We start from the raw sequence: 18,363 nt of genomic DNA on the forward strand, positions 1-18,363 counted from the left end.
GGCTTGCCGGTCTCCTCGACGATCCGGACAGCGCCGTCCCGGAAGTCGGGATCGAACCTTCGTCGTGTCTCTGCCATCGCCTGGTCCTCCTCTTAGGCGATGCCTCAACGATACGAGGGGAAACCCAGGCCTGTGAGTTCGGAGACGCGTAGCCCGGTCTGCGCGGCCAGGATGAGCAGGGCGTGGTCACGGCGTCCATGCCAGGTGGCGAGGTCAGGGGCGCCGAGCAGGGCGTCGAGTTCAGAGCGGGACAGGAAAGTCACGATGGTCTTGGTGGTGCGTTTGGTCTGGATCGCCAGAACGCGGCTGATCAGATGCGCGTGCTGGGGAGCCTGCAGGCTGGCGTAGCGAAACAGCGAGTGGATGGCGGCCAGGCGGGTGTTGCGGCTGGCGACGCTGTTGCCCCGGACGGTCTCCAGATGCTGCAGGAAGTCACCGATCATGGCGGCGTCCAGGTCGGTGAGGTTCAGGCGGGCGGGCAGCTTGCCGGTTCGGGTGTGGAGATAGCCGAGCAGCAGCTTGAAAGTGTCGCGGTAGGAGGCGATCGTGTGCGGGCTGGCTGCCTGCTGGGTCATCAGCCGGTTGGTGAAGAAGGCCTCCATGATGGGCGCCAATGCCGTCATGGCCGGCCCCGATCACGGTGTTCCAGCCGGTGTGCGGCCAGGGCGAGCAGTTCGGGTGTGGCCTGGAGATACCAGTAGGTCGCCTCGGGCCCGGAGTGACCAAGGAAGGTCGCAAGGAGCGGCAGGCGGGCGGCAACGTCGATGCCGGAGCGATACCAGCCGATCAAGGTGTTGACCGCGAACGTGTGGCGCAAGTCGTGAATCCTGGGACGGCGCCGCCCCGCAGGGGGTTGGATTTCGGCCAGGACCAGCAGCTTGGCAAAGGTCTCCTGCAGGCCTCTTTGCAGGGGCCGGTGCCCCGCGGCGGTGAGGAAGAAGCTGTCGCAAGCGGGCGAGCGGCAGAGCCGGTCACGCCGTGCGGCGTAACCAGACAACATGCCCGCGGTGGTGGGATGAAGCGGAACCATCCGGGTCTGCTGATTCTTGCCGGTCACGGTGAGCGTCGCGGCGCCCAGGTCGTCCAGGTTGACGTCGGCGCGGTTCAGGCCGAGGACCTCGCCCAGCCGCAGTCCGCTCGCGGCGATCAGGCTGATCACGGCGTGACAGGTGGCCGAGTGCATCGGCGCCGCAATCGTGCCGGCCGCGTGGACGAGCGCAGCGACCTCTTGGTCGGTATAGATATACGGCGTCGGCCGATGTGAGCGAGCGGGCAGCAGGCCGGCCGGGGGGATCTCGCAGGTCGGATCGAGCGTGTGCAGGTGGCGGGCGAACAGGCGCACCACCGCGAGCCTGCGCCCCCAGTGCGTGATCGAGGCGTTCTTCGGCTCCATCGCCCAGGCCAGCGCCTGCGACACGGTGACGGTGGCCTGTCCGGCCTGATCGAGCCGGTCGGCGAAGGCCAGCAGCATCCGGCCGTCGCCGCGCAACTGGTAGCCCAGCGAGCGGCGCATGGCCAGGTAGTCCTCGACACGGGCCCGCATCGTCACCGGAGTCGTCATCGGGCTGCTGCCTGCGGACAGGGTCTGGCCAGCTCGGCCAGCCGGGCCTGGTCGACCTTGGCGTAGATCGCCGTGGTGCGTTCCTGGGCGTGCCGCAGTAACTGGCCGATCTCCTCCATCGAGGCTCCGCGCTCCACAAGAGCGCAGGCCACCGCGTGCCGGATGCGGTGCGGCCCGAACCTGGCGACGTCGGCCCTGGCGCAGGCACGAGCCAGCACCTGGGTGATCGACGAGGTGGCCAACGCGGTGAACGGCGCAACCATGGTCACGAAGAGCGTGGTGGCGGTGGTCTTCGGCCGGGCGTGCAGCAGATAGTCGGCCCACGCCTGGCCGACATCGCGCGGCAGAGGCAGCACGCTGGGCGGCGGCAGCTTCGGCGCCATCCTGGCCAGTCACCTCTTCTCGCGGGACGTCGCCCACCGGCACCGGATCCTTGTGCTGGAGGCCGGCCCGTACACGCTGCCGGAGCACCTGCAGAACCTTCCCCCCGGGCTCGACCTGGCGAACGTGTGGGGAGTGCCGTGGGCGTCCGACAGCCCTCAGTCATGGAACCAGCGCTTCCCCGGGCTGGCCTACTGCCTGGGCGGGCGGTCGCTGGCGTGGGGTGGCTGGTCGCCGTACTTCATCGACTCCGAGCTGCCCACGTGGCCGAAGAAGGTCAGAGACGATCTCACGTCGGCGGTCCTGCCTCCGGGCGCTCCCACCCGCTCTTACCTGGACGAGGCGTCAGAGCAGATCGGCACCAGCGAGTTCAACGACTTCGTATACGGGCCGTTGCACGAGACGCTGCGCCAGCGGTTGTTCACCGGGCTCCAAGGACTGGGATCATCGCGGACCCGCCTGGTGGGCAGCCGGGGAACCCCCATGACGGCCGCCAAGCCACCCCAGGATCTCCAGCGTGAGCTGGAGGCTCCGCTCGCCGTGCAGTCGGCCTCACCGAGACCCGGGTTCTTCCCGTTCAACAAGTTCAACGGGATGCAACTCCTCATCCGCGCCGCTCGTCTCGCCCACGCCGAGGCAGACCAGGCCACTCCCCACTCCACCCGACCCCGACCAACAACAGCGCGCAAGACGGCGCGACGCGAAGAAACGCCTCATGATCGTCCCGCAGACGCACGTGATCCGGCTCGTGTTCGACGGCCGCCGCATCACCCGCATCGTCACCAACCAAGGCGATGTCGAGGTTCCGGACACCGGGCAGGTCTTCGTGGCGATGGGAACGGTGGAGAGCACGCGGCTGGCTCTGGGCTGCCTGCCGAACCGATACGGGCTCATCGGCCGGAACCTCATGGCGCATCTGCGGTCGAACGTCACCATCCGGATTCCGCGTGCCTCCCTCGGCACCGCTCTGAGCACTCTCAACGAACTCGCCGTCTCGGCATTGTTCGTGAAGGGCGTGCACGAGCATGACGACGGGAGCGTCGGGCACTTCCACGTGCAGATCACCGCGTCCGGCGTCGGCTCTCTCGGCATCGAATCCGAGGCCGAACTGTTCAAGAAGATCCCCGACATCGACACGCTGGACCGGTTCAGAAACCTCACCGACCAGCACGTCGTGATCACCCTGCGCGGTATCGGCGAGATGGTCGGCGACAAGACGTCGGCCGATCCCCAGAACCGGATCACCCTCGACCGCTTCGGTCCACAGGGGCCCTACGACTACGGACAGCCCCGCGCCCTGGTCCGGCTCGAAGCCGACGACCCCGCCGATCCGCTGCGTCGCAACCTCGCCCTGTGGGAGGCGATGGACCGCGCCTGCGATCAGCTCGCGCTGATCCTCGCGAACGGAGGACCGGTCGAGTACCTGGTCGGCGGGTCGTGGGTCACCACGGCACCCGGCCCCGACGGACGGCAGGACACACTCAGCTCCACCCATCACGAGGGCGGCACCCTGTGGATGGGGGAAGACCCGACAACCTCCGTCACCGATGAGTGGGGGAAGTTCCATGAGGCGGACAATCTCTACGCTGTAGGACCGGCTCTGCTGCCGACACTGGGCTCGCCCAACCCCATGTTGTCCGGCGTCGCGTTGGCCCGGCGCACCGCCGACCGCCTCGTTCCCGCACCGCCCCAGGTTCATCCGGACCCGGGATTCCGCGCCCTGTTCGATGGCGCCGATCGCGCCTTCGGCCAGTGGCAGGCAGTCGGCGGTGGCGCGTTCGCGCTCATCGACGGCGCGATCGTCGCGCAGCCGGACACCGCCGGCGAACTCGGGTTGCTGTACTACGCATCGCAGGGCTTCAGCGACTTCGTGCTCAAGCTGCAGGTCCGCATCGCGTCCATCGACGACAACTCCGGGATCTTCGTGCGGTCACGCGACCCCCGCCGGTCGGTGCCCAATCCCGCCGATCCCGCCCACCCGCATGTCTACGTCAACAAGGCCTGGGTCGCGGTGCACACCGGCTTCGAGATCCAGATCGACGACCTGGCCAGGCCGCGTGGAGAGGACCGACATCGGACCGGCGCCGTCTATGACATCGAGGTCGGAACGGGAGCAGGACAGCAGGCATACAACCGAGCCGCACCTCTCGTCCCCGGCCAGTGGACGGACTGCGAGATCGAGGTCCGGGGCAACAGCTACACCGTGCGCGTCAACGGCCTCCAGACCACGACCCTCAGCAATCAGGACCCCGGTCGTGGCAAGGCCGCAGCCGATGAACCCCACTCCGGCTTCATCGGCCTGCAGGCTCATACCGGCCGGGTGGCCTTCAGGAACATCCTCATCAAGGAGGTGTGAGCTCCGGCGATGTGACCGTCACCCCACCCGGGCGGGGGTCGGATGCGGGCTTGTTAGCCGAGGCCACGATGTCGGCGAGGGTGACCTCGCTGAGCAGGGCGTGTTCGTGGTCACGCATGGCCGACCAGACGTCGGCGAGCGGGCCCGCGACGCCGCGGAAAGGTTCCATGTCCTCCTCGATGCCTTCGGTCACCACGATGATGTCGGCCAGCGTGATGTCCTCGGGTGGGCGGGCCAGCCAGTAGCCCCCTCCGACCCTCGTTGGCTGCGGACCAGCCCCGCTCGCCGGAGTTGCAGCAGGATGTTGTTGCAGAACTTGAGGGGGATGTCCTGGCTGGAGGCGATCTTGTTGGCCGGCACGGGCCCTTCCGGTGCCGCCGCCAGGACGACGGCGGCACGCAAGGCGTAGTGGGTGCGGGCGGAGATCCGCATCAGTTCGTGTGCTGGGTGAGCCCCCAGTGGCCCCGGCACGTGGCGGTCATGGCGTGCTCAGGGCCAGAGGGCGCGCGGCCGGACTGGGCCGCGCGTGGACGTCTTGGCCGGGGTGCAGGTCCAGGCTCTGGACCGTGCCGCGGGTCACCTGGGCCCAGGCCTCCTGCTCGTTGATGAGCAGTTCCACCCGCACTTCGAAGCCGAGGCGGACCACCCGGGTGACGGTGGCGGGGATGCCGCCCTCCAGAGGGCCGGTGTCGATCTCGATGTCGTGCGGGCGGACCAGGTGGCCGTCCAGTTCGGTGACCGGGCCGAGGAAGCGCATCACGAACGGGTCGGCGGGGGTGTCGTAGACCTCGGCGGGGCTGCCGACCTGCTTCACCTGGCCGTCGGCGAGGACGACGATGGTGTCGGCGACTTCGATCGCCTCCTCCTGGTCGTGGGTGACGAACACGGTGATGACGTGGACCTCGTCGTGCAGGCGGCGTAGCCAGGTGCGCAGCTCCTTGCGGACCTGGGCGTCCAGCGCGCCGAAGGGCTCGTCCAGCAGCAGCACCTCGGGTTCCACCGCCAGCGCGCGGGCCAAAGCCATCCGCTGACGCTGGCCGCCCGACAGCTGCGCCGGGTAGCGGTCGGCGAAGCTCTCCAGGTGGACCAGCTCCAGCAGCTCCATCACGCGCTTGCGGATCTCGCCCTTGGGGCGCTTGCGGATCTCCAGCCCGAAGGCCACGTTGCGGAACACGCTCAGATGCTTGAACGCCGCGTAGTGCTGGAAGACGAAGCCGACGTTGCGCCGCTGCGGGGACAGGTTCGTGGCGTCCTTTCCGGAGATCACCACGGTGCTCGTCGGACTCGTTGGGCCTTTCACGCCGCCGGTTCGGGTCGTGCTCGTCGCCGCTGAGGCGAAGGCGTACCGCAGCCCCGATCTCGCCCGGGCGATCCGCCTGCGTGGTCCTCCCGCGCTGGTGACCGCCCGCTGACGTCCGTCACGGATTCCTAGGGCGGTGCACCCAGCATATGGACGCACTCGCTACCGGCGTCGGCGGCGGTTGGTGAAGGCCGTTGCCAGGCGTCCTGCGGTCACCGCCGTGGGCAGGGCGATGGCGGTGAGCAGGATCAGCTCGGCGGCGCGGTGGTGGTGCACCGACTCGGCGATCAGCAGGGTGAGGCCGGCCACGTGGCGACCAGCGCGACCAGGGTGTGCAGCCGGCCGTTCTCCGAGTGCGGCCAGTCCGTCGGGGCGGCCGGGTCGGGAGGGTCGGGCACTTGGCGACGGTACCCGCTCAGAACCCGGCTCGCCCACGGCGAGGTGTTGGCCCTGCCGAGCCGGTGCAGCCCGGCGGCCACGCCGAGCAGCACCAGCGCGTAGCAGGCGACGAAGACGGTCTCGGACGCGATCACGAGCCTGCCTTTCCGATCCTCTCGGACGCGATCAGGAGCCGGACTTCCCTGCCGTCTCGGGTGGGGTGGTCTCGGTGAACAGCTGCAGTTCCGCCTCCGCGGGGCGTTCGGGTAGGTCGGGGTGGCGGCCGCGGTGCCGCAGGCCGTGCCAGGCCAGCCAGAGCAGCGGCCCGATCCCGCCGACCATGAACACCACGTCCCCGGGCAGCCGCAGCCACTCGAACATGGTGTTGGTCGGGTTGGTGATGAAGGTGATGCTGCGCGCGTCCCAGTAGCCCACGTCCACCGAGTGGTAGAGCTGCAGGATGCCCAGCGGAAGCAGGGTGACGAACACCATCCAGGCAAGGCCGGCGTTCAGCGACCAGAAGCTGATCGCGGCCGCCCGGTCCGACCAGCGGTGCTTGGGTACGAGGTAGCGCAGCGCGAACATCGCGAAGCCGATCGCGAGCATGCCGTACACGCCCATCATGGCGGCGTGGCCGTGGTTGGCGGTCAGGGCTGTGCCGATCTCGTAGTAGGACACGATCGGCAGGTTGATCAGGAAGCCGAACACGCCGGCTCCGAGGAAGTTCCAGAATCCCACCGCGACCAGGAACATCACGGCCCAGCGGTGCGGGAACGGCGCCGGGCTGCGCGATTCCTGACGGGCGCCGAGCCGGATGAAGCTCCACGCCTCGACGGTGAGGAAGGTGAGCGGGATGACCTCGAAGGCGGAGAAGAACGCGCCGAGGGCCAGCACCTGGGACGGTTCGCCGTTGAAGTACCAGTGGTGCGCGGTCCCGATGACGCCGCCGGCGCTGTACAGGACGATGTCGAGGAAGACGACGATGAGCGCGACCCGTTCGCGGACGACGCCGAGCAGCACGAAGATGTAGGCCACCATGACGGTGGTGAACAGTTCGAGGAAATCCTCCACCCACAGGTGCACCACCATGAACCGCCAGAAGTCGGTGATGGTGTAGTTGGAGTCGTGCTGGGTCATCAGCCCGGTCGCGTACACGACGGGCAGGGCCAGCGCGGCGAAGAAGAACAGCCACGGCAGGTTGGCCCGGCTCTCGACGGCCAGCCGCCGCCGCAGCCCGCGCCACAGGATCGCCACCCAGAACGCCATGCCCACGGTGAGCAGGATCTGCCAGAGCTTGCCCAGGTCGAGATACTCGAAGCCTTGCATCCCGAGCCAGCTCCACAGCTCGCCGAGCCCGCCGAAGATGCCGACGGCCTCGCCGGCCAGGGAACCGACGACCACCACGACGAGCGCGCCGAGCAGCGCGTACGCCAGCCACGACTGCCCCTTGGGATCCCGCCGCCGCGTGATCATCGGAACCAGGAAGATCCCCGCGGCCAGGAACCCGGTCGCTACCCAGAACAACGACAGCTGCACGTGCCAGGTCCTGGTCAGGTTGTAGGGCAGCCACTGCTCCAGCGGGATGCCGAAGAAGCTGCCCAGATCGGCCCGGTAGTGCTGGCTGGCCGCCCCCATGAGCGTCTGGAGCAGGAACAACGCGACCATGGTGAAGAAGAACCACGCGGTCGCCCGCTGGCTGCCGGTCAGCCCCACCGTCTGCGGCTCGTGGAAACGCAGTTCCTGCTGATCGCGGCCGTGCCAGCCGAGCCAGTTCCAGCGGCCGAAGGCGGCGAACAGCGCGCCGGTGCCACCCAGCAGCGCGATCAGGCTCAGCGCGCTCCACAGCACGGTGTCGCCGGTGGGCTTGTTGCCGACCAGAGGCTCGGAGGGCCAGTTGTTGGTGTAGCTGTACTTCGCGCCGGGCCGCTCGGCCGCCGAGGCCCAGGCGCTCCAGGCGAAGTACGCGGTCAGCTGCCGGATCTCGGCCCGATCGCTGATCGCCTCGGGGCGCAGACCCGTCGTGCCCTGTGGGGAGGCGAAGAACTTCGCGTAGTGCTCGACCATGTTGGTGTACGCGCGGGCTTGTGCATCCGAGACGGTGAGGGTGCCGGTCTTGGCGTCGTAGCGGTTGGTCCGGTAGTCGTCCTGGGTACGCCGGGCGGCGTCGGCGGAGGCGGCGCCGCCGTAGGTGTCCTGCACCAGCAGAGCGGATCGGTGCAGGTAGTCGGCCGTGAAGTCGGGCCCGAGGTAGGCGCCGTGGCCGAAGATCGAGCCGTACTCCATGAGGCCGTATCTCAGGAAGACGTCCTGCCCGCCTTGGACATCGGCTCGGGTGTAGACGGTCTGCTCCGACGGGGTGAGCACGCGTTCGGGGATCGGCGGGCTCGACTGGTACGTCATGAACCCCATGAGCACGAGAACGAAGAACCCCAACAGCGTGACAAGCGCGGACGCCTGAACCCAGCCTCGGCCGAGCAACCGCGCGCGCCGGGGAGGTGCGGTGGATGTCACGAACCCTCCGGTCGTTGTGTGAGGATGCTGATACAGACGATGACGGCCGGGTCGGCGCGGACCTAGGGGAAAACATCGCGGCGATGCAGGACGTAAGCCTCTATATACCGATGCCGACCGCATTACCGTCGGCGAGTAGTCAAGGCCGGTCGGGCGGGCCGCCTCGTGCTCGATGCATCGTGGTGGATCGGGGCCACGGCGGGCGCATGGCTTGCCTCGCTGGCCGCCTAAGCCGTGGTGATCATCCGCTGTGGCAGGACAGGCATGCGGTCTGGCTGACGCCTGCCATCGGCGTGCTGGGGTCGTCATAGCCGCGACCGTCGCGATGCTCACCGGCTTGGCGGTGGTACGACTCGCCCATCGCGCCAACGCCCAGCGGCTGGACGCCCGCGCGATGTGGCCCGGCGAGTCCGGAAGATTCTAGAAGTCGAAGACCAAGCGGGCGGCGACGCGGCCGGCGAGGACTTCGTCGAAGGCCTGGTTGATGTCGTCGAGCTTGCGGGTCTCGTAGATGACCTTGGTACGGCCGGCGGCGTGCAGGCGGAAGACCTCGGCGAGGTCGGCGCGCGTGCCGACGATGGAGCCGATGACGCTGATGCCGCCCAGCACGGTCTCGAAGATGGGCAGGTTGATGCTGTTGTCCTTGGGCAGGGAGACCAGGATCAGGCGGCCGCCGCGGCGCAGGGACGCATAGGCCTGTTCCAGGACGCGCGGGCTGGCGGCCAGGACCACGGCCACGTCGGCGCCGCCCAGGGCTTGGATCTCGGCCACCGGGTCGGCGGTGGCCGCGTTGATGGTGTGGGTGGCGCCCAGCTCGGTGGCCAGATGCAGCTTGTCGTCGGTGATGTCGACGGCGATGGTCTCGGCGCCGAAGATCTGGGTGTACTGCAGGGCCAGGTGGCCGAGACCGCCGATACCGAAGACGGCGGCGCGTTCGGCGGGGCGCAGGCCGGAGACTTTGACGGCCTTGTAGGTGGTGACGCCGGCGCAGGCCAGCGGGGCGGCCTCCAGCGGGTTGACGCCGTCGGGGACCTTGACCACCTGGCGGGCGTAGGCGACGGCGTATTCGGCATGAGCGCCGTCGATGCCGTAGCCGGTGTTCTTCTGCGCCTGGCACAGGGTCTCCCGGCCGCTGACGCAGTAGTCGCAGGTGCCGCAGGCGTAGCCGAGCCACGGGATGGCGACCCGATCGCCGACGGCGTGCTCGGTGACGGCCGCGCCAGCCTGTTCGACGATGCCCACCCCCTCGTGCCCGGGGGTGAACGGCAGCGTCGGCTTGATCGGCCAGTCGCCGTGGGCGGCGTGGATGTCGGTGTGGCACAGGCCGCTCGCCTCGATCCGGACGAGCACCTGGTCGGCGGCGGGGGTGGGCACGGGTAGGTCGCGGATCTCCAGAGGCTTGTCGAAGGCGGTGACGATCGTGGCGCGCATGAAAACACTCCTTCTGGACGGGAAAGCGGGGCGGAGCTCCAGCCTTCGTAAGGGAAGGCGGGCGGCGGGCTTAGGGACGAAGGCCCGCTGTGCGCGGGGTTCGGTCTTTCGATCGGGGAGGCTGCGGGAGGCCGTACCCGCGGGGCCGCCGGGGCGGGTACGGCCTGCTCGGAGGCGTCTGTCAGAAGAAGCCGAGGCGCTTGGGCGAGTAGCTGACCAGGAGGTTCTTGGTCTGCTGGTAGTGGTCGAGCATGGCGCGGTGGTTCTCGCGGCCGATGCCGGACTGCTTGTAGCCGCCGAAGGCGGCGTGCGCGGGGTAGGCGTGGTAGCAGTTGGTCCACACGCGGCCGGCCTTGATGCCGCGGCCGAGCCGGTAGGCCGCGTTGATGTCGCGGGTCCACAGGCCGGCGCCGAGGCCGTACGGGGTGTCGTTGGCGATCTTCAGGGCCTCATCCTCGGAGTCGAAGGTGGTCACCGACACCACCGGGCCGAAGATCTCCTCCTGGAAGATGCGCATGTCGTTGGTGCCGCGGAAGACGGTCGGCTGGATGTAGTAGCCGCCCTCGAGGCCCGAGACCGTTCGGGGGTTGCCGCCGGTCAGCAACTCGGCGCCCTCGTTACGGCCGATGTCGATGTAGGAGAGGATCTTCTGGTACTGCTCGTTGCTCGCCTGGGCGCCGATCATCGTGGCCGGGTCGAGCGGGTCGCCGCCGACGATGGCCTCGGTCCGGGCGATCACGCGGCCCATGAACTCGTCGTAGATCGAGGAGTGGATCAGCGCCCGGGAGGGACACGTGCACACCTCGCCCTGGTTGAGGGCGAACATCACGAACCCCTCGACGGCCTTGTCGAGGAAGTCGTCGTCGGCGGACATGATGTCGGGCAGGAAGACGTTGGCGCTCTTGCCGCCCAGCTCCAGGGTGACCGGGATGATGTTCTGGGCGGCGTACTCCATGATCAGCCGCCCGGTGGTGGTCTCGCCGGTGAAGGCGACCTTGGCCACGCGCGGGCTGGCGGCCAGCGGCTTGCCCGCCTCGACGCCGAAGCCGTTGACGACGTTGAGCACGCCCGGCGGCAGCAGGTCGGCGATGAGCTCGACCACCAGCAGGATGCTGGCGGGGGTCTGCTCGGCCGGTTTGAGCACCACGCAGTTTCCCGCCGCGAGGGCGGGGGCGAGTTTCCAGGTGGCCATCAGGATCGGGAAGTTCCACGGGATGATCTGGCCCACCACGCCGAGCGGCTCGTGGAAGTGGTAGGCGACGGTGTCCTCGTCGAGCTGGCTGACGCCGCCCTCCTGGGCGCGCAGCACGCCGGCGAAGTACCGGAAGTGATCGACCGCCAGCGGCAGGTCCGCGGCCAGGGCCTCGCGTACCGGCTTGCCGTTCTCCCAGGTCTCGGCCACGGCGAGCCGCTCCAGGTTGGCCTCGATCCGGTCGGCGATCTTGTTGAGGATATTGGCCCGTTCCGTGGGCGAGGTGCGCCCCCACCGGTCGGCGGCGGCGTGCGCCGCGTCCAGGGCGAGCTCGACGTCGGCCGCGGTGGAGCGCGGCGCGCGGGTGAAGACCTGCCCGTTGATCGGGCTCCGGTTGTCGAAGTACTCCCCGCCCACGGGAGGTACCCACGTCCCGCCGATGAAGTTCTCGTACTGCTGGGCGTAGCTGACGATGCTGTCCTCGGAACCAGGGGGTGCGTAAACCATGGTGTCGCTTCTCCTTCACATGGCCGTAACAAAGCCCACGGTGAAGGCGTGAGGTTGGCAAAAGGTTGGCGGGAAGGTGGCGAGCCGGGAGTGGCCGGAAAGCGAGCGCAGGACAGCGTGTGACGGTGTGATGTACGCGGAGGCTGAGCGGCGACAGGCGCGGGAAAATCCGCGGAGGAATCGCCGCTCAGTCGCCCAGGGCGCTTCGGCAGCGCGCCAGCGCCACCCCACAGCGCGCATCGCCAGCAGGCAGCAGGGCCAGGGCCCGCTCGTGGATCTGCAGGTCGTACGGGTGCAACTCGCCATACCTCAGCGCCGGCTCCGGGCGCATGGAGCGGAGCACCGCCTCGCGCACGGCGACCTCGATGTGCTCGCGCCACCTCCGGATGCCGGGCGCGTCGGACGACGGCAGCAACGGGCCGCCGTAGACATCGACGGCCTGTTCGCCCCGGCCGGCGGCCAGCAGGGAGAGCACCTCGACCGCGTCGCACGCGATCGGCTCGGTGAGTTCGTACCGCCTGGTGGACACCGCGCCGCGCAGCGCACGTCTGAGGTGGGAGACCTCCGCTTTCAGCGTGGTCGCCGTGACATGTCGCTCGCCGTAGAGCTCGTCGCGCAGCCGCTCGGGGGACATCGCGTGCCCCTCCAGCGCCAGCAGAGTGAGGATCTCCACCTGCCGGGGGCGCAGCCGTACCGGTGCGCCGTCGCGCAACAACTCCATGGCCCCTAGGCAGCGCAGGTACAGACCCGGCCGGCCAGGGGTCAGGCGCTTGGCGAGCCGCTGCTCGATGCCGGTGACCAGATTGGTCAACGCGGGCATGGCCAGCGGATGGGACCGATCCCAGGTACTGGACAGGTCCAGTACGCCCAGCACGCGCCCGTCCGGTGCCTTGATCGGGGCGCAGTAGCAGACCCACCCGTGCAGGGCCTCCACCAGGTGCTCGGCCGAGAACACGCTGGCCGGGCGCCCGTGCCGCAACGCCAGCGACAGCGCGTTGGTGCCCATCGCCGGCTCGTCCCATCGCCCGCCGGGCGCGAAATTCACCGTCTCGGCGCGGCGGCGCATGACCCGGCCCCCACACGTCCACAAGATGGTGCCCGACTCGTCGGTGACCGCGGCAACGAACCCACCGTCCTCGGCGATCGTGCGCAACTCGTCCGAGACGGCCCGCACAGGCTCGTGCAGCGGCGAACCGGCCCACCGGTCGTCAGCGGCGACGTCGACGGGCGCACAGTCGCGTTCGGGAGGTACCCACCGGATCGACCGCCGCCACGACGCGACGATCTCCTCGCGCGGACTGGCCTGCCTGTCAGCCCGATCGCCCGCGACCCACCGCGCCCACTGGCGATGCAGCCGGGCGCGGCGCTCACGCAGCGTACCGTGCCCGTCCATGCACAATCCTCGAAAACGTGCTCATGAGCAGCGCTCCCTTGAGCCCTTCGGCGATGTCGTTCCAGCATGGGGAACGCACCCGGCTCACGCCAGGGACCAAAGTCCTCAGCTGTAACAGCCGGGCCGGGTTGAGGACCAAAGGCCCGAATTTCCTAACCTGGCGGCTCTACGGAGTCATGTGGGCTGCTGGATGCGCCGGCCGGTGGCCTCCACCGCGGTGATGACAATGAAGTGGTCGCGGCCGCGCGCCCACGGCGTCAGCGGCAGTCTTTCCAGCCGGGCGCTCTCTGTCGGGTCGTCGGCGACACGGGCATACCCGACGACGGTGACCGACCAGCCGTTACGCCCCTCTGGGTCGAAGTCGTCTACCTCGAAGGCCACGACCGCGCGGCGGGTGGCAGCGGCCAGCTTGGACCCGGCCGCCGTGCGAATGACGATGTCCTGCCCGTCCAGGCAGAAGTTGACCGGCTGCACGGCCGGCAGCGCGCGGTCGGTGAAGACAATCCGCCCGATCGGGCGTGAGGGCAGCAGGCGCATGCACTCCTCGTAAGTGAGCACCTGCAGGCCGGCCGAGTCGAGTTTCATATCGGCAGCCTGCCCGCGTCCTTGCCTGACAGGCCAGGGACGAAAGTCCCGTGACGACCGGAAATGGCCACGTACCCGCCGAACGCCGCCGCATACAACACATAGGCCTGCCAGGTGAGCACATCTCGGGCAACCCGGGCTATCCGGCCCATCGAGATGGCCACGCCTCCGCCTTCGCCGACCATCAACTGGTTGTCGCGATGTTCGCTGCCCTCCCCCGCATCCCACTGCAAAGCTCCCTGCCCCATAGGGGCGAAATCCGACTCTGACTCACATCTCGGGACGGTTACGTTTGGATCTTGAACGGGGCCGTCACGGCCTTGCCAAACGGCAGTATGGCGCGGCAGGTGGACACGATCAGCTCATCGACCAGTGACGGTGGCGATCGCCGGTCCAGCAGATGGCGCCGGACCGCGCCGTAGGGAACGTCGACCACGGCGAAGATCACACGGTCGCGGTCGATGCCGGGATGTCCGGAGGCGAAGGCGTCCAGCGCGGCCGATACCCTGGCGTTGCAGCTGTCCAAGTCCTGGCCGAGTTCGGCAGGCCAGCGCGCGGCCAGATCCTCGCGACGGTGCAGGAGTAGCAGTGCCGCCTCGGCGGGACGCTCACGGCACCAGCGTGGTGTGTGCAGCGCGGCGGCCTCGGCGCCTCCGGCCGCCAGGGCTGCGATGAACCCGTCCTGGAATCTGCCGACGGTGCGCAGCCACAAGGTGGCGACCAGCAGGTCCCGCGAGCTGAATCGGTGATAGAGCGAACCGGTAGGAGCGCCGAGTCGAGCGGCGATGGCGGCCATCGTGGCGGAGCCGGGTCCACTCTCGGCCGCGATGGCCAGGGCCGCATCCAGGATCTGGTCTTGGCTGAATTTGGCCGGTCTTCCCACGGAACGCCCTTCCTGATATTAGTTGATACATTCTAGAACTCGATGACTGTTAGGGGAAGACATGGCATCCGAAGTCGTTCAGCGGTTCTATGCCGCCGCCCAGGCCGGCGATGGGGCCACGATCGTGGCCCTGCTACATCCAGACTTTCGGGCCCACACCGCACCGGGCATGCCCTGTGGCGCCGGGGGCACCTTCCACGCCCCGCAGGAGGCGCTCACCCAGGTTTGGGGCGCCGTCTTCGCCGACTATGACACCGCACCATACGACGAGACCTGGCACCAGACCACCGAGGGGATCATCGTCGTCACCGGGCACTACCGGGGTACCGCGCGCATCACCGGACGAGCCTATGAGGCCGAGTTCGTCCACCTGTGGCAGGTCACCGACGGCCAGATCTCCTGGCTGCACCAGTACACCGACACCGCGCGCTGGCACCAGGCGCTCGCTCCGGCGGCCGGATGAAAGCCCGAAAGGCCCCATCCTCAGCCGCTCACGCTTGGCCAGGCCTGGCCGTCCTTGCTGACCTGCCCCGACGGCTACCGCGCGGATGGCGTCGCGTTACCTCTGCTGCTCGAGGGACGCGCCGGCGCGATCTCCCGGCCCCGAACTGCAGGACGTTCGGCCCTCCGAACAAGGACCTTCGGCCACGTTCACCGTAATTCCTGAAGCCTAGGCTTAACCAAGTCCAACGGCCTTGACCGGAGGTAGCTACAGTGACGGCACACGGACAACAACGGGGACGGGCCGACGATCCCGTCCCCGGAGCGGATCTGGACGCCGCGCGCATACCGGGGCACTGGCTGCTGGCCCGCCTCGGTAAAAAGGTGCTGCGGCCCGGCGGCGTGGAGCTGACCCGCTGGATGCTCGACACCCTGCGCATCGAGCCGACCGATCAGGTGGTGGAACTGGCTCCCGGGCTGGGCGCCACCGCCCGGCTCACCCTCGCCCGCGGCCCGGCCGGCTACGTCGGCATCGACCGCGACAGCGCCGCCATCGCCACCCTGGCCTCCCAACCATGGCCCGCGGCCACCCGGGTACGGTGGCACACCGCCGACGCCGCGAGCACCGGCCTGCCCGGCGCGAGCGCGACCGTGGTGTACGGCGAGGCCATGCTGACCATGCAGCCCGGGCCCGCCAAACGCCGCATCGTCGCCGAGGCGCACCGGCTGCTCGGCCCCGCCGGCCGGTACGGGATCCACGAGCTGTGCCTGGTGCCCGGCGACCTCGACCCGGCGCTCGCCGGGGAGATCAGGGCGGCGCTGTCCGAGGCGATCCACGTCGGCGCCCGCCCGCTGACCGTACCCCAGTGGCATGAGCTGGTGACCGGGGCGGGCTTCACGGTGACCGCCCAGATCACCACCCCTATGCACCTGCTCGAACCGCGCCGGCTGATCACCGACGAGGGCCTCGCAGGCACGCTGGGAATCATCAGCCGGACAATGCGCGACGCCCCGTCCCGCCGCCGGATGCTCCAGATGCACGGCGTCTTCCGGCGCTACCGCGCGCATCTGGCCGCGGTCGGCCTGGTCGCCGTCCGCGCCTGACCGCGAGGACCCCTTCTTCTCGGCAAACCCATCCTCAACAGGTTTGGAGTGACATGACCGCAACTGTGATCGACGATCTCGCCGCGGAGCTGGAGATCCCCAAGGACGGTACGCTCAGCCGGGTGCTGTACCGCGATGACCGCGTGCGCGTGGTGGGCTTCGCTTTCGACACCGGGCAGGAGCTCACCGAACACAGTTCGGCGCTGCCCGTTGTGATTCAGGTGGTCAAGGGCCGCCTGGAGCTCGTTCTCGGTGCGGACAAGGCTGAAGCGTCCCCGGGATCTTGGATCCACCTGCCGCCCCGGCTGCCGCATACGGTGCGGGCGGTCGAGCCGACCGTCATGCTGCTGACCATGCTGTCCTGAACTGTAAATGTCTCTCGGCTGCTGGAAGCGGTCTCGACGCTGGAGGGGACTGGGCGATTTGGGGTACCTCAACCACGCTCTCGCTGCGGTGTTCCAGTGAGCGGCGCACGTCCAGCTCCGTGCGCGGCATCACAGTGACGCTGGAGGACGGGACGAGGTGCGGGTGCTGGTGTCCGCGGGCATCGGTGGCACGTGCATCGTGGCGATGCCCGATCAGCTCGCCGCCACGACCTCGCGCCGCCGTGTCCCGGTGCTGCAGCCGACCGCTCGCCAGCCGAGCATGCGCTGCGCGAGGACATGCTGCGGATCGCTGTCGAGCGGGTCTTCAGGTACGCGAGCAGCGCAACCGCCCCGGACCGCAAGTGTCTGATGAACCTGGACGGCGTCGAGATCCCGGACGGCGCGGTCGCCTCACCTTGTGCGACCCGGTGTCGTTCATGCGCGACGTCCGAGCACGGCTGCGGGTCCGGGTGGCGGACCGGCTTCCACTTCGAGGTGTTCGGCCCTGACCTATGGCTGAGCGCCAGCTGGTGATCCGTCGAAGTTCGCCGCCCACCGCGGCCGGCCGGTCCTGATCAGCCCGCCCACCCGGCACTTCGGATTCGGGACGGCGGGCCCAGGCGAACAGGGACTTTCGTCACTACAGAAGCGCCCATCCCCGGTGATGTGCTGTCGCTTGGTCCACGGGCCTCTCATTCGCTGGGCCGAGACCCCGACGAACCTGGATGTGCTGAATAGCTGGAGGATTTTGTGCTGTCCATTTCCGACCATTTCACCGAGACGTTCCATGCGGAGCATCGCCAGGTCAGGGATTTGCTGTTCGCGCTGATCGACGCCTTCAAGAGCGGAGAGTATGCGCGGGTGAGCAAGCTGGTGGCGGCTCTGTCGGCGATGATCGGGCCGCATTTCCGCTATGAGGAAGAGGCCTTGTACCCGGGCCTGCGGTCCATCTTCGGCAGCGCGTACGTGGACAAGCTGCTCAGCGACCACGACGATACGATCCGCAACATACGCGAGCTCACCGAATTGGCGGAGCTGGCGATGCTCAACGACTTGGAGGAGATCGGCGAGGGCCAGGCCGAGTGGGGGATCGAGCTGGCGCGGGAAATCTTGCCGTACGTGAGCGACTGCGACGGTCTTTCGCTCATGGTGGAGACGTTGCCCGAGGACGACGTCGTCCACATCTTGGCCACCCGCGACGTGGCCAGGGAAACGAACATCGACCTGCTGACCTGGGCACGCACGATCCGGCCCCGGCGTGTCTGAGCCCGCGCTCCCGTCCTGATCCAGGGCGGCATGGGGTGGGAGTGCCCGGGTGGCGGCTGGCGCGCGCCGTCGCCCGGACCAGGCGGGCTCGGCGTGGTGTCGGGCACCGCGCTGGACGTCACCCTGGCACTCCCGCTGCAGCGCGGCGATCCCGGTGGGCACCTTTGCTGGGCACTGGCTGTTCCCAGTGCCCAGCCATCCCGAACGGGTGCTGGGCCGATACTTCGTGCTCGGGGAAGGTGGAGCCCGCCCAGGCACATCAGCCGGTGCCCCCGGCTCGGGCTGCAGCCCAACCACGCGTGACGAACCGCCGTGGTCGCCAACGTCGCCGAGGTTTTCCTCGCCCGGCAGGGCGACGACGGCCCGATCGGCGTCGACTACCTGGAGAAGATCCAGTCGGCCACGTTGGTCGCCGTCTACCGGGGCGATGCTGCCCCGCCGAGCCGCTGCGGCGACGGCGGCTGCTGGCGATCGTTTCCTCCCACATGCTTCCCCTGGCCCCTCGAAAGAGCACCGGCGAGCTGAGGTGCTGACCGCGGTCGTCCTCTCCGGCTTGAAGGACGAAGCATCCACGCTGGAGGCACCTGGTGACGCGCGCGGGTTGGCCATCGTGCGTCGGCTCGGTCACTCCGTGCCGGACGTGTTGTGCTCATGCGGCAGGTCGGTGTGTGCTGGACGGGATCGGGCGGGCGGAAGTGTCACCCGCATC

21 protein-coding genes and 1 pseudogene are annotated in these 18,363 nt (G+C 68.9%); 8 read left to right on the forward strand and 14 right to left on the reverse strand.

Annotated features, from left to right (window positions below):
- Positions 1–104 precede the first annotated feature (104 nt).
- The 3 genes from EJK15_RS57100 to EJK15_RS57110 are packed head-to-tail and all read right to left on the reverse strand — an operon-like array spanning position 105 to position 1,944.
- Positions 105–623, reverse strand: a complete 519-nt coding sequence (locus EJK15_RS57100; RefSeq protein WP_138718817.1) for a tyrosine-type recombinase/integrase — start codon at positions 621–623, stop codon at positions 105–107.
- Entirely contained in the window at positions 620–1,513 is an 894-nt protein-coding gene (locus tag EJK15_RS57105; RefSeq protein ID WP_138718818.1) for a tyrosine-type recombinase/integrase, read from the reverse strand. Before EJK15_RS57105 ends, EJK15_RS57100 begins: the two co-directional genes overlap by 4 nt.
- Before the next feature lie 44 nt (positions 1,514–1,557).
- A complete protein-coding gene (locus EJK15_RS57110) occupies positions 1,558–1,944 on the reverse strand; it encodes a tyrosine-type recombinase/integrase (protein WP_138718819.1) in 387 nt (128 codons plus the stop codon).
- 713 nt (positions 1,945–2,657) lie between these two features.
- On the opposite strand from EJK15_RS57110, the gene EJK15_RS57115 reads away from it, so the two are divergent.
- Positions 2,658–4,298: a 3-keto-alpha-glucoside-1,2-lyase-like domain-containing protein gene (locus tag EJK15_RS57115; RefSeq protein WP_138718820.1), complete on the forward strand. Its 1,641-nt coding sequence runs from the start codon at positions 2,658–2,660 to the stop codon at positions 4,296–4,298.
- Here EJK15_RS57115 and EJK15_RS78120 read toward each other — a convergent pair.
- Together EJK15_RS78120 and EJK15_RS57125 are read right to left on the reverse strand one after the other, a co-directional pair.
- Positions 4,285–4,730 (reverse strand): annotated as a pseudogene (locus EJK15_RS78120) (RrF2 family transcriptional regulator). The gene EJK15_RS57115 and the pseudogene EJK15_RS78120 overlap by 14 nt on opposite strands.
- Positions 4,731–4,776: 46 nt before the next feature.
- On the reverse strand, positions 4,777–5,565 hold the full coding sequence (locus tag EJK15_RS57125) for a sulfate/molybdate ABC transporter ATP-binding protein (protein ID WP_240777865.1): 789 nt from the start codon (positions 5,563–5,565) through the stop codon (positions 4,777–4,779).
- On the opposite strand from EJK15_RS57125, the gene EJK15_RS75570 reads away from it, so the two are divergent.
- Entirely contained in the window at positions 5,543–5,710 is a 168-nt protein-coding gene (locus EJK15_RS75570; RefSeq protein ID WP_240777866.1) for a hypothetical protein, read from the forward strand. The genes EJK15_RS57125 and EJK15_RS75570 overlap by 23 nt on opposite strands.
- Positions 5,711–5,760: 50 nt before the next feature.
- On the opposite strand, the gene EJK15_RS71875 is transcribed toward EJK15_RS75570, so the two are convergent.
- The 9 genes from EJK15_RS71875 to EJK15_RS57165 form a co-directional block, all read right to left on the reverse strand.
- Positions 5,761–5,907 carry a hypothetical protein gene (locus EJK15_RS71875; RefSeq protein ID WP_171075163.1) on the reverse strand — a complete coding sequence of 49 codons (147 nt, stop codon included), beginning with the start codon at positions 5,905–5,907 and terminating at the stop codon, positions 5,761–5,763.
- A complete protein-coding gene (locus tag EJK15_RS57130) occupies positions 5,886–6,131 on the reverse strand; it encodes a hypothetical protein (protein WP_138718821.1) in 246 nt (81 codons plus the stop codon). Before EJK15_RS57130 ends, EJK15_RS71875 begins: the two co-directional genes overlap by 22 nt.
- Positions 6,132–6,162: 31 nt before the next feature.
- Positions 6,163–8,487, reverse strand: coding sequence for a nitric-oxide reductase large subunit (locus tag EJK15_RS57135; RefSeq protein ID WP_206061790.1), 2,325 nt, complete (start codon positions 8,485–8,487; stop codon positions 6,163–6,165).
- A gap of 420 nt (positions 8,488–8,907) precedes the next feature.
- Positions 8,908–9,918: an alcohol dehydrogenase AdhP gene (gene adhP / locus EJK15_RS57140; RefSeq protein WP_138718823.1), complete on the reverse strand. Its 1,011-nt coding sequence runs from the start codon at positions 9,916–9,918 to the stop codon at positions 8,908–8,910.
- Positions 9,919–10,099: 181 nt separating this feature from the next.
- Complete coding sequence (exaC, locus tag EJK15_RS57145) at positions 10,100–11,617, reverse strand: acetaldehyde dehydrogenase ExaC (protein ID WP_138718824.1); 1,518 nt, start codon at positions 11,615–11,617, stop codon at positions 10,100–10,102.
- 187 nt (positions 11,618–11,804) lie between these two features.
- Positions 11,805–13,010 (reverse strand): GAF domain-containing protein, encoded by a 1,206-nt coding sequence (locus EJK15_RS57150; protein WP_138718825.1) that lies wholly within the window; start codon positions 13,008–13,010, stop codon positions 11,805–11,807.
- A 174-nt stretch (positions 13,011–13,184) separates the two neighbouring features.
- Positions 13,185–13,595, reverse strand: a complete 411-nt coding sequence (locus tag EJK15_RS57155) for a pyridoxamine 5'-phosphate oxidase family protein (protein WP_138718826.1) — start codon at positions 13,593–13,595, stop codon at positions 13,185–13,187.
- Positions 13,592–13,828, reverse strand: a complete 237-nt coding sequence (locus EJK15_RS57160) for a hypothetical protein (protein ID WP_138718827.1) — start codon at positions 13,826–13,828, stop codon at positions 13,592–13,594. The genes EJK15_RS57155 and EJK15_RS57160 overlap by 4 nt, the downstream gene beginning before the upstream one ends.
- A 53-nt stretch (positions 13,829–13,881) precedes the next feature.
- A complete protein-coding gene (locus EJK15_RS57165) occupies positions 13,882–14,478 on the reverse strand; it encodes a TetR/AcrR family transcriptional regulator (protein ID WP_138718828.1) in 597 nt (198 codons plus the stop codon).
- A 61-nt stretch (positions 14,479–14,539) separates the two neighbouring features.
- On the opposite strand from EJK15_RS57165, the gene EJK15_RS57170 reads away from it, so the two are divergent.
- The 6 genes from EJK15_RS57170 to EJK15_RS57195 all read left to right on the forward strand — a co-directional run bounded on the left by EJK15_RS57170 (position 14,540) and on the right by EJK15_RS57195 (position 18,179).
- On the forward strand, positions 14,540–14,941 hold the full coding sequence (locus tag EJK15_RS57170) for a nuclear transport factor 2 family protein (RefSeq protein WP_138718829.1): 402 nt from the start codon (positions 14,540–14,542) through the stop codon (positions 14,939–14,941).
- A 251-nt stretch (positions 14,942–15,192) separates the two neighbouring features.
- A complete protein-coding gene (locus EJK15_RS57175; RefSeq protein WP_138718830.1) occupies positions 15,193–16,023 on the forward strand; it encodes a class I SAM-dependent methyltransferase in 831 nt (276 codons plus the stop codon).
- Positions 16,024–16,088: 65 nt separating this feature from the next.
- Positions 16,089–16,388, forward strand: coding sequence for a cupin domain-containing protein (locus tag EJK15_RS57180; protein ID WP_206061792.1), 300 nt, complete (start codon positions 16,089–16,091; stop codon positions 16,386–16,388).
- Positions 16,389–16,685: 297 nt separating this feature from the next.
- Positions 16,686–16,922: a hypothetical protein gene (locus EJK15_RS57185; RefSeq protein WP_138718832.1), complete on the forward strand. Its 237-nt coding sequence runs from the start codon at positions 16,686–16,688 to the stop codon at positions 16,920–16,922.
- A gap of 216 nt (positions 16,923–17,138) precedes the next feature.
- The gene (locus tag EJK15_RS57190; RefSeq protein ID WP_171075164.1) at positions 17,139–17,654 is read left to right on the forward strand and encodes a hemerythrin domain-containing protein; all 516 of its coding nucleotides are present in this window, start codon (positions 17,139–17,141) and stop codon (positions 17,652–17,654) included.
- A 312-nt stretch (positions 17,655–17,966) separates the two neighbouring features.
- Positions 17,967–18,179, forward strand: coding sequence for a hypothetical protein (locus EJK15_RS57195; protein ID WP_138718834.1), 213 nt, complete (start codon positions 17,967–17,969; stop codon positions 18,177–18,179).
- The last annotated feature ends 184 nt before the right edge of the window (positions 18,180–18,363 follow it).

The sequence above is a fragment of the Nonomuraea basaltis genome, assembly GCF_005893125.1.
Taxonomy (GTDB): domain Bacteria; phylum Actinomycetota; class Actinomycetes; order Streptosporangiales; family Streptosporangiaceae; genus Nonomuraea; species Nonomuraea basaltis.

Bases quoted from the DNA above. Each gene is read 5' to 3' on its own strand.
- EJK15_RS57170 (WP_138718829.1), top strand. From the start codon at position 14,540: ATGGCATCCGAAGTCGTTCAGCGGTTCTATGCCGCCGCCCAGGCCGGC.
- EJK15_RS57150 (WP_138718825.1), bottom strand. From the start codon at position 13,010: ATGGACGGGCACGGTACGCTGCGTGAGCGCCGCGCCCGGCTGCATCGC.
- EJK15_RS57105 (WP_138718818.1), bottom strand. From the start codon at position 1,513: ATGCGCCGCTCGCTGGGCTACCAGTTGCGCGGCGACGGCCGGATGCTG.
- EJK15_RS57155 (WP_138718826.1), bottom strand. From the start codon at position 13,595: ATGAAACTCGACTCGGCCGGCCTGCAGGTGCTCACTTACGAGGAGTGC.
- exaC (WP_138718824.1), bottom strand. From the start codon at position 11,617: ATGGTTTACGCACCCCCTGGTTCCGAGGACAGCATCGTCAGCTACGCC.
- EJK15_RS57115 (WP_138718820.1), top strand. From the start codon at position 2,658: ATGATCGTCCCGCAGACGCACGTGATCCGGCTCGTGTTCGACGGCCGC.
- EJK15_RS57185 (WP_138718832.1), top strand. From the start codon at position 16,686: ATGCTGCGGATCGCTGTCGAGCGGGTCTTCAGGTACGCGAGCAGCGCA.
- EJK15_RS57110 (WP_138718819.1), bottom strand. From the start codon at position 1,944: ATGGCGCCGAAGCTGCCGCCGCCCAGCGTGCTGCCTCTGCCGCGCGAT.
- adhP (WP_138718823.1), bottom strand. From the start codon at position 9,918: ATGCGCGCCACGATCGTCACCGCCTTCGACAAGCCTCTGGAGATCCGC.
- EJK15_RS57100 (WP_138718817.1), bottom strand. From the start codon at position 623: ATGACGGCATTGGCGCCCATCATGGAGGCCTTCTTCACCAACCGGCTG.